The sequence below is a fragment of the Lacrimispora xylanisolvens genome (genome assembly GCF_002934545.1).
GTDB classification, from domain to species: Bacteria; Bacillota; Clostridia; order Lachnospirales; family Lachnospiraceae; genus Lacrimispora; species Lacrimispora xylanisolvens.
This window is the reverse complement of record NZ_PTJA01000006.1, coordinates 284,200-298,960: the sequence shown is the minus strand read 5'-3', so window position 1 is coordinate 298,960 and position 14,761 is coordinate 284,200. Positions and strand designations below refer to the sequence as shown.

17 protein-coding genes are annotated in these 14,761 nt (G+C 43.3%); 14 read left to right on the top strand and 3 right to left on the bottom strand.

The genetic code is table 11. The features are described from left to right. The 6 genes from BXY41_RS13515 (at position 1) to BXY41_RS13490 (ending at position 4,801) form a co-directional block, all read left to right on the top strand. Positions 1-870: a secretion protein F gene (locus BXY41_RS13515; protein ID WP_104437374.1), complete on the top strand. Its 870-nt coding sequence runs from the start codon at positions 1-3 to the stop codon at positions 868-870. Between the two features lie 132 nt (positions 871-1,002). Then, the gene (locus BXY41_RS13510) at positions 1,003-1,398 is read left to right on the top strand and encodes a DUF4320 family protein (RefSeq protein ID WP_104437413.1); all 396 of its coding nucleotides are present in this window, start codon (positions 1,003-1,005) and stop codon (positions 1,396-1,398) included. Between the two features lie 119 nt (positions 1,399-1,517). Continuing rightward, complete coding sequence (locus BXY41_RS13505) at positions 1,518-1,946, top strand: hypothetical protein (RefSeq protein ID WP_432765514.1); 429 nt, start codon at positions 1,518-1,520, stop codon at positions 1,944-1,946. Positions 1,947-2,042: 96 nt separating this feature from the next. Beyond that, on the top strand, positions 2,043-2,624 hold the full coding sequence (locus tag BXY41_RS13500; protein ID WP_104437372.1) for a DUF6550 family protein: 582 nt from the start codon (positions 2,043-2,045) through the stop codon (positions 2,622-2,624). Positions 2,625-2,694: 70 nt separating this feature from the next. Continuing rightward, positions 2,695-4,389, top strand: a complete 1,695-nt coding sequence (locus BXY41_RS13495; RefSeq protein WP_104437412.1) for a DUF8193 domain-containing protein — start codon at positions 2,695-2,697, stop codon at positions 4,387-4,389. A 73-nt stretch (positions 4,390-4,462) separates the two neighbouring features. After that, on the top strand, positions 4,463-4,801 hold the full coding sequence (locus tag BXY41_RS13490) for a DUF3852 domain-containing protein (protein ID WP_104437371.1): 339 nt from the start codon (positions 4,463-4,465) through the stop codon (positions 4,799-4,801). A 108-nt stretch (positions 4,802-4,909) separates the two neighbouring features. On the opposite strand, the gene BXY41_RS13485 is transcribed toward BXY41_RS13490, so the two are convergent. From BXY41_RS13485 to BXY41_RS26960, 3 genes are all read right to left on the bottom strand, one after another. Further along, entirely contained in the window at positions 4,910-5,884 is a 975-nt protein-coding gene (locus BXY41_RS13485) for a serine hydrolase domain-containing protein (protein ID WP_104437370.1), read from the bottom strand. Between the two features lie 484 nt (positions 5,885-6,368). Next, the gene (locus BXY41_RS13480) at positions 6,369-6,776 is read right to left on the bottom strand and encodes an SRPBCC family protein (protein WP_432765513.1); all 408 of its coding nucleotides are present in this window, start codon (positions 6,774-6,776) and stop codon (positions 6,369-6,371) included. 195 nt (positions 6,777-6,971) lie between these two features. Next, complete coding sequence (locus BXY41_RS26960) at positions 6,972-7,634, bottom strand: hypothetical protein (RefSeq protein WP_185140359.1); 663 nt, start codon at positions 7,632-7,634, stop codon at positions 6,972-6,974. A gap of 419 nt (positions 7,635-8,053) precedes the next feature. Between BXY41_RS26960 and BXY41_RS13470 the strand changes: the two genes are divergently transcribed. From BXY41_RS13470 to BXY41_RS13435, 8 genes are all read left to right on the top strand, one after another. After that, positions 8,054-8,956 carry a conjugal transfer protein TrbL family protein gene (locus tag BXY41_RS13470; protein WP_104437369.1) on the top strand — a complete coding sequence of 301 codons (903 nt, stop codon included), beginning with the start codon at positions 8,054-8,056 and terminating at the stop codon, positions 8,954-8,956. After that, the gene (locus BXY41_RS13465; protein ID WP_104437368.1) at positions 8,953-9,282 is read left to right on the top strand and encodes a DUF7768 domain-containing protein; all 330 of its coding nucleotides are present in this window, start codon (positions 8,953-8,955) and stop codon (positions 9,280-9,282) included. Before BXY41_RS13470 ends, BXY41_RS13465 begins: the two co-directional genes overlap by 4 nt. Positions 9,283-9,448: 166 nt before the next feature. Further along, complete coding sequence (locus BXY41_RS13460; RefSeq protein ID WP_026889870.1) at positions 9,449-9,712, top strand: hypothetical protein; 264 nt, start codon at positions 9,449-9,451, stop codon at positions 9,710-9,712. Further along, positions 9,709-10,296: a hypothetical protein gene (locus BXY41_RS13455; protein WP_104437367.1), complete on the top strand. Its 588-nt coding sequence runs from the start codon at positions 9,709-9,711 to the stop codon at positions 10,294-10,296. Before BXY41_RS13460 ends, BXY41_RS13455 begins: the two co-directional genes overlap by 4 nt. A gap of 80 nt (positions 10,297-10,376) precedes the next feature. Then, positions 10,377-11,135 (top strand): Fic family protein, encoded by a 759-nt coding sequence (locus BXY41_RS13450; RefSeq protein ID WP_104437366.1) that lies wholly within the window; start codon positions 10,377-10,379, stop codon positions 11,133-11,135. A 122-nt stretch (positions 11,136-11,257) separates the two neighbouring features. Then, the gene (locus BXY41_RS13445; RefSeq protein WP_104437365.1) at positions 11,258-13,087 is read left to right on the top strand and encodes a VirB4 family type IV secretion system protein; all 1,830 of its coding nucleotides are present in this window, start codon (positions 11,258-11,260) and stop codon (positions 13,085-13,087) included. A gap of 37 nt (positions 13,088-13,124) precedes the next feature. After that, positions 13,125-14,177, top strand: a complete 1,053-nt coding sequence (locus BXY41_RS13440; RefSeq protein WP_104437364.1) for an amidoligase family protein — start codon at positions 13,125-13,127, stop codon at positions 14,175-14,177. A gap of 16 nt (positions 14,178-14,193) precedes the next feature. Beyond that, complete coding sequence (locus BXY41_RS13435; RefSeq protein WP_104437363.1) at positions 14,194-14,697, top strand: gamma-glutamylcyclotransferase family protein; 504 nt, start codon at positions 14,194-14,196, stop codon at positions 14,695-14,697. Positions 14,698-14,761 lie beyond the last annotated feature (64 nt).

Genomic DNA, 14,761 nt, shown 5'->3' with positions numbered 1-14,761 from the left:
ATGGGACAACTATTTTTTGTTGGATTTTTACTTGCGGCAGGACTGTTCTTTCTTTTGGCAGATGTTTTGAAACTCCCCACTTTGAGTACGTCAAAAGCTATGCGGGGAGCAGGAAGCAGCAGTAAAAGAGCTTCAGGAACAGTGGAAGCCTGGTTGATGTCCGGTGCAGTAAAGGTGTCGAAATACATTCGATTGGATGAATATAAGCACAGTCGTATGAGCAATGTTTTAAAAGCGGCAGGTTATTCTGTGACCCCGGAAGTATATGAGGCATATGCCATCACAAAGGCCGGAGCTATTCTGTCAGGAATTATTCCATGTCTGATCCTGATTCCGTTACTTATTCCTATTGTGGTGTTCCTTGCGGTACTGTCATATTTCAGAGAGATCCGAAAGGCGGACGAACAGCTGAAGGTAAAAAGGGATCAGATTGAAGGAGAGCTGCCGCGGTTCGTGGCAACCATAGAGCAGACCTTAAAAGCCAGTCGTGATGTATTGGCGATGTTGGAAACATACAAGAAGAACGCCAGCTCTGCTTTTGCTCAGGAGCTGGATATATTGACGGCCGATATGCGTTCCTCCAGCTATGAGGCAGCACTGACTCGATTTGAGGCAAGATTTAATTCACCCATGTTATCCGATGTAGTCAGAGGACTCATTGGCGTCCTAAGAGGAGACGATAGTGCTGTATATTTTCAAATGCTGGCTCATGACTTCAAGGCGCTGGAACTTCAGCGTTTAAAAGGACGGGCACAGAAAGTTCCTCCGAAGATCCGTGTGTATTCCTTTGTGATGCTGATGTGCTTTCTGCTAACCTATCTGGTTATCATTGCAATACAGATTATGGATTCTTTAGGCAGCATGTTTTAGGAGGGATTTATGGTTAAAGATGAAAAGAGACAGAAAGAAGATAGTGGGAGCATGTGCTATGGCGTATCACGTTCAGAGAGTGGGAGAGATGGAGGACGCTATGTTTTAAAACTTAGACGAGGTGGTACATCTATACTAAAACTCCTGCGTTCTCAGTGTGGGGAGGGATATGTGGATGTGGCAGTACTGGTTCTGTGTGTTATGCTGGTGGTTGCCGTCGGGGTCAGTGTTCTGCCGGTATTTATCTCCAAAAATAAGCTGGACATCTATGCAAGTGAGCTTTGCCGTGAAGCAGAAGTAGCAGGAGGTGTTGGGACGGAAACCACCCGTAGAGCACAGATATTATCGGAACAGACAGGTCTTAAACCGGATATCTCATGGTCCCAGACTGGAAAAATTCAGCTGAATGAAGAGTTTACGGTAACTTTAACCATGCAGACAGATATCGGGATTTTCGGAGGTTTCGGCAGTTTTCCTATTACTCTGGCAGCTAAGTCATCTGGTAAAAGTGAGGTGTATTGGAAGTGACAACTGTTAAAGTCGGTGATATACTAAAAAGTAAGAAAGGTTCGTCTTTTCCTCTTACCGTTGCAACAGCACTTGCCCTTTTACTACTTCTGTGTGTTATTTCGGAGGGCCTCCGATTGATGATTGTCGCACAAGGTGTTCGTGATGCAGTACAGTCCGCTGTGATTTCGACTGTAAATGACAGCTATGATGACGTATATCACGGTGTAAGGGAAGGTTACTCGGGAGCATATCAGCCGTTTGCGGATAATTTTGAGGAAAGTCTGGATTATGGTGATATTTACAGTCGCCTGGATCAAGTGCTTGGATTAAGACAGGAAAAGGGATATCATGTGAAATATGCCGGGAGCACAGCCGAGTTCCGATTGTCAGCTCTATCTGTCAGTTTAGATAACATGCCGTTTGCTCCTGCAATTCCTGACAATTCCAATGGTCTTTTGGTTGATACGACAATCCGATTGGAAGTTCCGGTATCTTTTGGAGGGAAGTTCCTTCCGCCTATGACAATAAATCTGAAGGTTATGGCTAAATATATGCCTTTATTTTAAGTTCTCACATATGTACCATAGACTTGCGATAGTATCTGTGGTAATGTGTGTTACTGAATAAAGGAGAAACTTATACTGAAAAAGGGGGAGATTTGAATGAAACTATCTGACAGGAAAAAGAAATGGGGTATTGTCACCGGAATCAGTTTTATGTGTATCATCCTGGTAATTGCAATTGTTTCCCGATTTAAGACGGAGACACTTGTTGAAGCAGAGGCAACTACCGCTGCGTTGATAACAACTACAGATTCTCCGACCATTTCAACACTTAGTGTCATGGGAGAGGAAACGACAACTCCGGTTACTACGCAAGAAGTAAGCGTTCAGCCTACTTCCACAGAAGCGGAGATACAGAATATGGATACCGGAGATTCAAGCGGTACCAAGCAGAGTATTCAGCCAGAGGTAACAAAACCCGCTGAACCTTTAGAAGAAGCAAAAAAAGATCCGACTAAAACACCAAGCGGAGAAAAAGTAACTACTGCGGTTCAGGCGGAAGAGAGCGAGGTCCAATCAACGACTACACCTACGCAATCACCATCAGAATCAGAAAATAATCATGAAGGGGAAATTTATGTTCCCGGTTTTGGTTGGGTAGAAGATAATGGTGGTAGCGTATCTGGAACGACCGCTGAAGATATGTTTGAAAATGGAAATAAAATTGGTTCAATGGATTAAAAGTAACAATTATCAGAAAATGCATCGCCTCAGATTTAGGGGTGGTGCTTTTTTTGTGGAAGGGAGCAGTATGAGAGGTATTTTTCATCTGATTCTTATGATTCTTATGGTGACCTTATCTCCAGTAACAGCCTATGCAATCGGCGATGGAAATATTGACAATGGTGGAGGAAGCATGGGACAGGGAACCTCACAAAACAGTTGGACTCCGGGAATGGAAGGGGTTCGGGTAACTGTGGTGGAAGCTGAGAGTCGAAAACCGGTCACGACACCCATTGATCTTACAAATAAGAGATTAAGCAATATTTCATGTTCATTTGGAAAGGTTTGCAAGATTTCTTATTCGGAAGGAGCTATCCTTGCTTTGGATAAAGGAGTATATCAGTTCGTGAACCCAAGTCAGTCTCTTCCGAGAATTATTAGCTCGAAAAGCCTTGGAGTAGCTAGCATTGAGGCGATAAAAAGTTATTTTACAGATGAACAGGTCATACGAAGCATCGCAAATCAGACAGGAATGGATTTTAATGTATTGATTGGTGGAAGGTATAAGCTGTTACTGGAACCAATTATATATGTTAAATTTCAAGGATTATATGTGGCAATGACGGCAACAGAATCAGCTATGTATGATGAATTAACAAGCGGAGCGGTACGTGCTGTGCTTCCAACGTCTGCTTTTCAAAACTTACCTCTTTCCATGTTTTTGGAGGCGGAAGATTTGGGGTATCCAGCATGGAGCGGACCAAAAACAGGTATTCGAACTAATCAGGAAATAAAAACAGCCTTGGGTTTGGGGATTGTTCGATTTAAAGAGACAGATATACCGCCAGAAACTGAGGACTACGATTACGAATATAGAATCAACACAGAGGTGATTACCTCTGTAACTGTTAGCGGTGAGCAAGCTGATCCAGATAATCCTGTAAAAGTTAAATTTACTGTTGGGAGTGAGACTTATACAGTAAGTGGTGTGTATTATCCGAAGGGAGATAGTCAGTTGGTTTGGGTAAGGTGGACGACACCTTCTACTCCTCAGACCATGATTATACGTGTATCTGCGACAGGAGGAGGTGTGGTAAATAAGGGGACAATTACCGCAAAGATTGTGGACCTGTTAGGAAACGATCCTCCTAATCCACTGGCGGATGATCGTAACGACTCATACACCGCCTCATCTATACCAAATAATACCCAGAAGACCTCGGCGTCATGGGGAGTCTGGCACCCATGGTGGCAGGAGAATTGGGTGTGGCATGACGGAGATGACGATGATGATGGGTATTGGGAAGATGAGGGATGGTGGGAATTTGACTGGAATTCATATAGTGCAAGTCTTTCGGCCTCTATGAGTATCACTCCGGATGAAAAAGACCCAACTGCTTCAGACAAAGATTTGAAAAGTGGATACGGAATCAATCAAGCTACAACTGCTCATGTTAGTACCAATCAATCATCAGCTGTGACGAATGCACAGACGGCCTTGACTTATTTTCCTGAATTTCAATATCAAACCTACTGGAGAAAGCTGGATCAGACTCAGTCAGGATATAATGCAAAGTTTGAATTCCTGATTAACAAATTTTCAACCTATAAACGGCGGACGCATTTTACACCCATTTGGATGCCGAATGGCAACTATACCCCGTATACTTGGCTATTCGATTGCTGGACACCAGATGGCATGCTATCGATGAATCTAACTGACTCGGTGTATATTCATGGAAGTCTTTGGGACGATTGGCATATCGCTCCTGTAATGCCCTGATTGGCAGAAAGAAAAAGAGTGCACTGTTAACTTGGTGGTCTATTTTAAAATTAATGAAAGAGGTGCAATTTCAATGAAGCTAAAACGTATCCTTATGATCCTTAATATAGTATTCTTGTTGATTTTCCTGTTTGGAATGACTGGACTCGCTGCTGGAAGCGGTGATGTTGCTGGAGCCGTTGAGAGCACATGGAATGATGCGTCCAGCCAAATAAAGACTGTTGTTAACAAAGTGGTGTTTCCAGCTATTGACTTAATTTTGGCAGTCTGCTTTTTTGCTAAACTTGGAACTACATATTTTGATTATCGTAAGCATGGTCAGTTTGAATTTGCTGCACCTGCTATTCTTTTTGCTTGCCTTGTTTTTACTTTAACTTGCCCTTTATATATATGGTCCATATTGGGTATATAGGAAAAGGAACAGGCTGGCTTCTTTAATTGCAGAGTCAGCCTGTTCACCAAATTGGATGCAGGTACATGTTATGCTCGTAATCTCCTCGGTAAGGGGGATTCGTTATACTTAATCCTCAAATATTGGTTCAATATATTTTTTGATCAGTTCTACTCTATTCTTCGCGTTCGGTATAAAAAGCGAAGCAATGGCAATGATCAGATTTTTCGCCGGGTTGACATAGATCACATTCCCGCCGTCTCCCATGGCAGCGTAGCTGTGCTCATTTCCATCAACGATCCACCACAGATAACCGTAGAGCAGCTTGTCCCAGCGGCTGTGCTCGGTCGTGCTCTCGTCGATCCATTTGGCAGATATGAGCTGCCTGCCGTTCCATGCTCCGCGGTTCAGATACAGTTGTCCGATTTTTGCCATATCCGCAGGTGTCATGAAAAGTCCCCAGCCTGCCGTATTTATTCCCTGCGGGTCTGCGACCCATCCGCTTTCGTGACGATCCTTCATAATGGAAAGTTGTTCTTCCTTGCTGTGAAAAGCCACATTCTGCATGACATCGATCCCCAGTGGAGAAAACAGATTCTCATATGCGAATCCGAGCGCGGACTGACCGGTCACGTTTGTAAGAATACCCGACAGGATATCCGGCCCTATGAGGGGCGTGTACCGGAACTTACCAATCTCTCCCTTACCGCCCAAAAGATCAAGGGCGCTCTTTACCCAGCTCTCACTTGTAAAATACTTCATGTACGGCGCTGACTTGTATTTGAACGGAGTGGTCATGGTCAGCATATCCCGTATTGTGATACGTTGCGCTGTCTTTTCGCCTCGCTTTAGCATGTAATCCGGGAAAAAGTCCAGCACCTTTTGGTCGATGCTCCTGATATAACCTTTATCGATGGCAATGCCGATAAGTGCGGAAACAATACTCTTTGTCACCGAAAACACATGAAAGGCGGTATCGGCGGTAAATCCGTTAAAGTAGTTTTCATATAATTTTATGCCGTTTTTTTGTACAGTAATGCCCGCGATATTTCTGTAGTCTCTGTTTATTGTTCTTTCAAGCTCTTTGATGGTTTCCTGATTCATTCAATCAATTTCTCCTTTAAAGTTTTTAAAGGATATCCTTGAAATAAAGGATATATTGATTAAAAATTATTTGCAAGACCTATTTTAAAATAAATTAAAAATCTTGAAAGCAATTGCTATAACCTTTCTAACAACCAGAGGCTTCCTTGTAAAAAGCCTTTAGCTCAGCGTGTAAAAACTATATTTCAGAAATGTATTGATAAATACCGCTTAATAAATCCAGGGTAAAACAGGCATGATAAACAACTCATGCCCTCATCGCATTATATAAACAGCGGGCAGTTCAAGTTTCTGATTATAGTTTAGTACGTCACATATTACAACGCGATTCCACTAACCTTATGCAAGGATTGACTGGGAAATCTTGGGCATTTAGGCATAGCAGGAGCCGTTGCATCTTCGTTTTGATGCAACGGCTCAACTTCGTAATAAGTAAGATTTTATTTGGTGGGACTATTTTTCAAAATCCCGTGCAATGCTCATTTTATTCGCCCAATGATTTTTTTAAATCTATAACATAAGTTTCTTGTTGCTTTTTAAGATATGACTTTACAAATAAATTCATAATGGGATTTGCGACTTCAACTTCTTCTGTGAATTCAATCTTAGTGCCAGATCCGTCTTTTGAAAAAAGCCCAATCCAATGCCCGTTCATATTTTTGTTTTTCATATCAAATTCATAGCGTTCATATGGATTTTTCATCGTAATAGTAAATTGAGTTTCAAATCCATCTTTCGTAAATTCAGTAAACCTATTGCCATCATCAGACACTTCTATTCTTACTACATTACTACGCCAAGTATACGCTGTATTGTCAGTAACAATGTTCCAAACGGTTTCGATTGGACTACAAAAATTTGCTATAATAGTTGACTCTTTTATCTTTTCCACCTTCTTGTTACATAAATTCGCTTCTTAAGCGTAAACTTCGATTACTACCTTTTCAAAAATGTTTTACTGAGTAGAAAATCTAAGAAGAGTTTACCATAGAGGCGAAATGGATACAAGCAACTCATTATGAATTAGCAGAAAAGCACAGAGAGTCAATTTCCCCTGTGCTTCTCCTTCTCCATTTGCTTATCACCCTTACAAAACATCAATCATAAGCTGAAATATTAGTCTGCTGGTTTCAGGATCGCGGCACATAAGTCTGTCAAGCAATTCATCGGTAAAGCCTTGTGCAAACACTACCGCAATTGGTGCAAGCAGAAACCGCTTTTTCAGTCTTAAGTTGAGTTCTTCCATAAATGGCTCACCTACAATCTGAGAAATTTGGTTATAAAACTCCTTCAGTCGGAAGAAATCAATCGCATCCTCTATAATTTTTACTTGCTCTTTTACAAAGCATTCAGTTGCATAAGCTTGTAGCTCGTCTTCAAGAAAAACCAGAAGCATATACAATTGTGTATTATTTTCCTGAAAGGATAATTTTTTTCTCTGCGCTTCATAAGTTTCCAATATCGAATGGTAAAGAGGGTGTGGGCTATCTGGCTCAGTGCCGTCCAATACATGAAGGCATAGGCTCTGGAATTCACCGCACCCCATAAATCCATCGCTAGCGGCCTCATAAGTAAGTGCTGTGTTGAGGCCCTCGAAAAAGAGGGAGAGGTAGCAGTCCAGCAAATAGCCTTGTGTTCCAAGTCTCTGCCGGATCTGCTTGGCAAGCCTTAGCAGTGACAAGAGCGAGTCTCCAGAGTATTCAGCCTCTTGCCTTCCCAGAAAACTGGATTTGTGTTCAAAGATATTCATAGTATCCCGACCTTTCATAATGTGGTCGGGAATTTCCCGTATTATAAAAGCGCATGCAAAGGCGGGGGTAAGTACACCCCATTTCCCATGCACACGCTTATTTTTTCATCTTGTGCCGCACCGACAGATGCAGTATAATAATCTTGTCGTGGTGCCGCTTTGCGGTTGTGCCGGGTGCTCAGTTCACCTTAGCGCAGGGTTGATGTGTTCCAGCACATCAGCCTGCCATGACGTTTTTTATTGTCGGGGAAACCCCGCCAATACCATGTAAACTCAGAAAAGATAAAATGTCAAGTAATGCTTTCCGAATCTCTCGGAGGGCTTTTTTTAATTTAATGAAATGGAAGTTAATTAGATGTAAACTGACTTAATTTGTATTGATAGGAGCCTGAAAGGGCTCTTTTTTTGGAGGTGATGCCATGTTCATATGGGACTTTGTAGCAGATACGGTGCTGGGTCAGATTCTTGATTGGATTTATGGTCAGATTATAGGATTTCTCGGAAATTTCTTTTCTGCCATGGGTGGTATGGGTGCAGATTTGTTTGAGATGAGCTGGGTTAAGTCTATAGTGCTGTTTTTTGTTTACCTGTCTTGGTCGCTCTATGGTACCGGGCTAGTAGTGTCCATGTTTGAATGTGCGATTGAATATCAGTCCGGAAGAGGAAGTATCCGAGATACTGCTCTTAATGCTATTAAGGGCTTTATGGCGGTAGGACTATTTTCTACAGTTCCGGTAGAGCTTTACAAGCTGTCTATTTCTCTGCAGAGCAGCCTGGCAACTGGCATAACCGGCTCTGGAAGCGGGTTAAACACTCTTGCAGGCAACATTATAAGCGAGCTTTCTGCAGCAGGCAGCCTTGAAAGTGCAGGCAGCATTGGTGTTTTCGGCGGGCTGGGCATTATCACCAGCCCCATCATGATGCTATTTATCCTGATTATGATGGGTTATGCCGTAATCAAGGTGTTTTTTGCAAATCTTAAGCGCGGAGGAATCCTGATCATTCAGATTGCAGTGGGGAGTCTATATATGTTTTCTGTTCCCCGTGGATACATCGACGGTTTTACTGGCTGGTGTAAGCAGATTGTAGGTCTGTGTCTGACTGCTTTTCTGCAGGCCACCATTCTCATCGCCGGTCTGATGGTGATTAAGGATAATGCTCTGCTGGGGTTAGGCCTGATGCTGGCAGCAGGAGAAATACCCCGGATCGCCGGAGCCTTCGGGCTGGATACCAGTACGAAAGCCAACTTTATGAGTGCTGTTTATGCCGGGCAGGCTGCCATGAATATCACAAAGACCATTGTGAAGGCGGTGGCAAAATGAAGCTGGTATATATCTGTTCCCCCTATGCAGGTGAGGTTGAACGAAATATAAGGTTTGCACAGGAAGCCTGCCGCTATGCCATCTCGCAGAACTGTGCCCCGGTGGCGGTGCATCTGATTTATCCCCAGCTGCTGGATGATATGGTTCCTAAAGAACGGAAAATCGGAATTCAAATGGGACTTCGGATACTCATTACATGTGAGGAATTATGGCTGTGCGGTTCCTGCGTCAGCACCGGAATGCTTTACGAGCTTAAAGAGGCCGAACAGCTGGGTATACCAGTTAGGAAAGTATCAGAAGAGGAAATTATGGAGCATAGAAAATAAGAAAGGAATTTATGCCAGAGGAAGGGCCATCCACCGGAATACGATATTGATAAAGCCGTTAACTCTCGGCAGCCTATATGATGGACTGTAGCGATTCCCTGTGTGGAGCATGTGCTGCGGGGAATCGCCTATTAACTAGATTTAGAAAGGAACAGGAGGAATACGCATGTACATCTATCCCGATAACTTAAAATCAAGGGCCACACTCTGGTTGTGGCAGCTGCGGGATATTGGCATCATTGGAGTGGGGCTTTTAATATCTGTGTTTGCATTTGTGCAGCTGTGGCTTTTGCCACCTATTGTGATCACCGCCCTTTATGCCTTTTTGACAATACGTTTTGATGATATCAGTATCCTTGACTTTATTAAATATTCCTGCGCTTTCTTTTTAACGAAACAGCAGACCTACGAATGGGGGTATCCAAAATGAGTAAAGAACAGAAAAGTACAAGACAGCGCCAGGTCACCCGTCAACTGATTGGAACCAGAGAGGTGATGGATTATTGTCTTGAAACCTACAGGAGCGATCGTCTGGTATATTTTATGATTAAGCCCACAAATATTTCTGTTTTATCAGAAGAAAGTATATCAGCTCGTATATATGCGTTGATGACTGTTCTCAAAGGATTTGCTGAGCTAGAATTCCTTTGTCTCAATAGCCGGGAGAGCTACGAGGATAATAAGCGATTTTTGCGAAGCCGTATGGATCAGGAGGATAAAACGGCTGTGCGGAAGTTGCTGGAGTTGGATTTCCTTCATCTTGATCGTATACAGGTGCAGATGGCAACAGCACGGGAATTCCTCGTCATCATACGGCTTTGTAACGAAAAGGAAAGCGAGGTTTTCCCTTATTTAAATCGCATAGAGAAAATCTTGCGGGAGCAGGGATTTATTGCACAACGAGCTGGCAAGGAAGATATTAAGCGATTACTGGCAGTCTATTTTGAACAGAATGTTACAACCGAAAAATTTGAGAATTATGACGGTGAGCGTTGGGTGATACTTAATGATTAATATCTTAGTCTTGCATTGAATAAATAACCAAAACATGGTAAAATATCATATTAGGAATAGAGAAGAAAGGAGTGGATAGCTTGGATTATAAAGTAATACTTCAAAAGAGAGATGACTACGAACAAATTAAAGATTCACTCCCTGAAATAACGGTAAAAAGCTACGCACAGCAATTTGAACTACAATATACACATAATTCTACAGCAATTGAAGGGAACACACTTACCCTTCTGGAAACTAAGGTAGTATTGGAGGAAGGGCTGTCCGTAGGTGGAAAAAAACTTCGAGAAATTTATGAGGTCATTAATCATAACAAAGCCTATCAGTATGTAAAAGACTGTATCGCAGAAAAAAAGCCTTTGGATGAGCATATTATTAAGGACTTACATGCTATTTTAATGGAGAATATTATGATTGGAGGAATATATCGGAACGTAGATGTTTATATTTCTGGTGCCTCCCATACTCCGCCAAGCCCTAACGAGATGTATCGTCAGGTAAAAGCATTTTATATGGATTTGCAGGATAGAGCAATAGAAAATGTAATTGAGCTTGCTGCCTGGACCCATGCTGAGTTTGTGAGAATTCATCCGTTTGCTGATGGAAATGGAAGAACCTCTAGATTAATCATGAACTATCAGCTGATGGCTCATGGCTTTTTGCCAATATCTATCGCAAAGGAAAACCGTCTGGAATATTTTAATGTTCTGGAAGCTTATGCAGTAGAACGGGATATTAAACCATTTTCCAATATGATTGCATCCCTAGAGGAAGAGCAGCTTGATCGCTATCTTGGAATGGCAATTTCACAGGAACAAACACAGCAACAACAACTTTAACTGGAAAGACCTCCAGTAATAATGGGGGTCTTTCTAGTTAACAATTTAATATTTTTTAACAGCAAGCCGTCACTTTTTAGTGGCGGTTTTTTTGAGTTAGTTAAAACGAAAGGAGCTTGCTTATGTCGAAAAAAAGCAATCCTGATAGTATATCGCAAAAGGATATACGAATTCAGGAGTTTCTTGATATGATCGCGCCCTCGGTAATCAAGTTTAATACTGATCACTTTATATGCGGCAATACCTACCGATGTGTGTGGGCACTTCGTGAATACCCAACTGCCACTGATGAACAGGCCATCCTGCGTCATCTTGGTGAAAAGGACGGCGTGACGCTGCACCTCTATACCCGTCATGTTACCCCGGTAGAGGAAAAGAAGATCATCTCAAATGCTGCAAATAAAAACCGTATGCAAAGTACCAGTACGCAAGATTTACAGCAGACGGTCACAGCGGAAAGTAATCTGCAGGATGTTGCAACTATCGTGGCGCAGATGCATCGGAGCCGGGAACCACTGCTTCATGTTGCTGTGTATATAGAGCTGACTTCCCATGACTATGACCAGCTGAAACTCTTACAGACGGAGGTTTTAACCGAACTCATACGGAGCAAGCTCAACGTGGACCGCCTGATGCTGCGCCAGCAGCAGGGATTCCAGTGTGCCATGCCCTCCGGCTATAACGTGTTTGGAGATCAGTTTGAACGGGTACTTCCTGCCAGCTCGGTCGCAAACCTGTATCCCTTTAATTACTCCGGCAAGACCGATCCCAACGGCTTCTACCTTGGCCGGGATAAATTCGGAAGTAACATTCTGGCGGATTTTAACCGCCGTGCTGATGACAAAACCAATGCTAATATCCTTATTCTTGGAAATTCCGGTCAAGGCAAGAGCTACCTTCTTAAGCTCATTTTATGTAACCTGCGGGAATCCGGCATGCACATCATTGGACTAGATCCCGAAATGGAGTACGAGGATCTGACCCTCAATCTCGGTGGCTGTTTCATCGACCTTATGTCCGGCGAATTCATTATCAATGTATTGGAGCCAAAAAGCTGGGATGAAACCGGCGACCCAAAGGATACAGAGGCACCTCAGGCATTCCGGCAGAGTAGCAAGCTCAGTCAGCACATCAGTTTTTTAAAGGATTTTTTTCGCACCTATAAGGACTTTACCGACAGAGAAATTGACACAATCGAAATCATGCTGGGAAGGCTTTATGAGAAATGGGGTATTACCGATCGAAGCAATTTTGACCGTTTAAAGCATACGGATTACCCCATTCTTTCTGATTTGTACGACTTTATAGAGACAGAATACAAGAACTTCGATGAAAGTCAACGACAGCTTTATACAGCAGATTCTCTGCGGGAAATATGTCTTGGACTCCATTCCATGTGCAAAGGAGCGGAGTCTAAGTTTTTCAACGGCCATACCAACATCACCAGCAATGATTTTATAACCTTTGGTGTTAAGGGTGTGTTAAATGCCAGTAAAAATCTGCGAAACGCCTTACTGTTCAACGTGTTGTCCTATATGAGCAATGAGCTTTTAACCACTGGGAACACCGCTGCCAGCATTGATGAACTGTATCTGTTCCTAACGAACCTGACGGCAATTGAATATATCCGCAACTTCATGAAACGTGTACGTAAAAAGGAAAGCGCCGTCATTCTTGCCTCGCAGAATTTGGAGGATTTTAATGTAGAGCATATCCGAGAGCTGACCAAACCACTGTTTTCTATCCCGACTCACCAGTTTCTTTTTAATGCAGGCTCCATTGATGCAAAATTCTACATGGATACCCTTCAGCTGGAGAGATCTGAATTTGAACTCATCCGTTATCCCCAGCAGGGTGTGTGTCTCTATAAATGCGGAAATGAGCGCTATAACCTGATGGTTCATGCACCGGAGCATAAGGCAAAATTGTTCGGAAAGGCAGGCGGTCGCTGATGACTGTCCGGAATAAATGGCGAAGGGAGTATAACTCATGGACATGAAGGAACAGCGGTTTGGCATTGAAATTGAGATGACCGGCGTGACTCGTGAACAGGCAGCAAAGATTGCGGCCGAATATTTTGGAACTGCCAGCCATTACGACGGCACTTGTTATGATACCTATTCTGCGCTGGATTCTCAGGGGCGTAAATGGAAGTTTATGAGTGATTCCAGTATTACTGCACAGAAAAGATCCGGACGTCAAATCGTTTCCGCGCCAAATGAATACAAAACCGAGATGGTCAGCCCTATCTGTCGCTGGGAGGACATCGAAACGGTACAGGAGCTAATTCGCAAGCTTCGGGAGGCTGGTGCAATTACCAACGGCTCCTGCGGCATTCATGTGCATATAGACGCATCACCTTTTGACGCTAACACGCTGCGCAATATCACCAATATAATGGCAGCTAAGGAGGATATGATCTATAAGGCTCTGCAGGTGACTGTCGACAGACAGCACCGATGGTGTAAGCCGGTAGAAAGCCGCTTTCTGGAGGAACTCAACCGTAGGAGACCCAAAACGCTGGATCAAGTCAGCGGCATCTGGTATAACGGCACGGATGGAAGCCATGAGCATTACCATGACAGCCGCTACCACTGCTTAAATCTGCACAGTGTATTCCAGAAGGGTACGGTGGAGTTCCGTTTATTCAACAGCACTACTCATGCCGGCAAGATTAAAGCGTACATTCAGCTATGTATGGCGATTTCGGCACAAGCCCTTAATCAGCGTTGTGCCAGCCGAACCAAGACACAGACCACTAACGAAAAATATACGTTTCGTACTTGGCTGCTGCGCCTTGGTCTTATTGGAGATGAATTCAAAACCGCAAGGCTGCATCTGTTGGAACATCTGGAGGGCTGTATTGCCTGGCGTGACCCGGCACAGGCCCAGCAGCAGAAAGAACGATTACGGCAGAAAAAAGAAAGGCATTTAGAGGAGGCGGAGCAGAGTATTTCGGCGCAGCCGGAGTCAGTAACAGAATACGAAACAAATCAGGCCGGGGAAGAAGAGCAAAGCCCCGGTATTACTATGTCCATGTAGAAGGAGGAATGCCTAAATGAAAAAAGAAACCTTATATATTGCTTATGGCAGTAATTTGAACCTTACTCAAATGGCCTATCGGTGCCCTACTGCCGAATTAATAGGCACTAGTGAAATGAAAGATTATGAGATGCTGTTCCGGGGGAGTCGCAGTAGTGCTGTTGCAACTGTGGAACCTCTTATTGGTGCAAGGGTTCCTGTTCTCTTGTGGAAAATTCGACCCCAGGACGAGCTTGCTCTTGATTATTATGAAGGATATCCAAATTTTTACCGAAAGGAGCTGTTTCCTGTGGAGTTGAGCGGCAGATCAGTAAAAGCCATGGTGTATATTATGAATGATGGGCGTCCGTTTGGGGCCCCTTCTGATTATTATCTTAATACCATTCTGGAGGGTTATCACTCAGCTGGTTTTGATACGGACTTTCTGGAACAGGCAGTGGAAAAATCGATTCAGTTAGCACAGAGTCAGGAACAGTATGAGCCGCAGCAGGGGAATCTGTTCGGACAGAAGTGGTGGTAAAAAATAAGTTTTACTGCACTTTGGGGATAATCCGTGTGCATGTTTACGAAAAGGAGGTGCAGCC

Excerpts from the sequence above, each read along its gene's own strand:
- BXY41_RS13515 (WP_104437374.1), top strand. The coding sequence starts at position 1 with ATGGGACAACTATTTTTTGTTGGATTTTTACTTGCGGCAGGACTGTTC.
- BXY41_RS13505 (WP_432765514.1), top strand. The coding sequence starts at position 1,518 with ATGATTGTCGCACAAGGTGTTCGTGATGCAGTACAGTCCGCTGTGATT.
- BXY41_RS13500 (WP_104437372.1), top strand. The coding sequence starts at position 2,043 with ATGAAACTATCTGACAGGAAAAAGAAATGGGGTATTGTCACCGGAATC.
- BXY41_RS13495 (WP_104437412.1), top strand. The coding sequence starts at position 2,695 with ATGAGAGGTATTTTTCATCTGATTCTTATGATTCTTATGGTGACCTTA.
- BXY41_RS13490 (WP_104437371.1), top strand. The coding sequence starts at position 4,463 with ATGAAGCTAAAACGTATCCTTATGATCCTTAATATAGTATTCTTGTTG.
- BXY41_RS13485 (WP_104437370.1), bottom strand. The coding sequence starts at position 5,884 with ATGAATCAGGAAACCATCAAAGAGCTTGAAAGAACAATAAACAGAGAC.
- BXY41_RS26960 (WP_185140359.1), bottom strand. The coding sequence starts at position 7,634 with ATGAATATCTTTGAACACAAATCCAGTTTTCTGGGAAGGCAAGAGGCT.
- BXY41_RS13470 (WP_104437369.1), top strand. The coding sequence starts at position 8,054 with ATGTTCATATGGGACTTTGTAGCAGATACGGTGCTGGGTCAGATTCTT.
- BXY41_RS13465 (WP_104437368.1), top strand. The coding sequence starts at position 8,953 with ATGAAGCTGGTATATATCTGTTCCCCCTATGCAGGTGAGGTTGAACGA.
- BXY41_RS13460 (WP_026889870.1), top strand. The coding sequence starts at position 9,449 with ATGTACATCTATCCCGATAACTTAAAATCAAGGGCCACACTCTGGTTG.
- BXY41_RS13455 (WP_104437367.1), top strand. The coding sequence starts at position 9,709 with ATGAGTAAAGAACAGAAAAGTACAAGACAGCGCCAGGTCACCCGTCAA.
- BXY41_RS13445 (WP_104437365.1), top strand. The coding sequence starts at position 11,258 with ATGTCGAAAAAAAGCAATCCTGATAGTATATCGCAAAAGGATATACGA.
- BXY41_RS13440 (WP_104437364.1), top strand. The coding sequence starts at position 13,125 with ATGGACATGAAGGAACAGCGGTTTGGCATTGAAATTGAGATGACCGGC.
- BXY41_RS13435 (WP_104437363.1), top strand. The coding sequence starts at position 14,194 with ATGAAAAAAGAAACCTTATATATTGCTTATGGCAGTAATTTGAACCTT.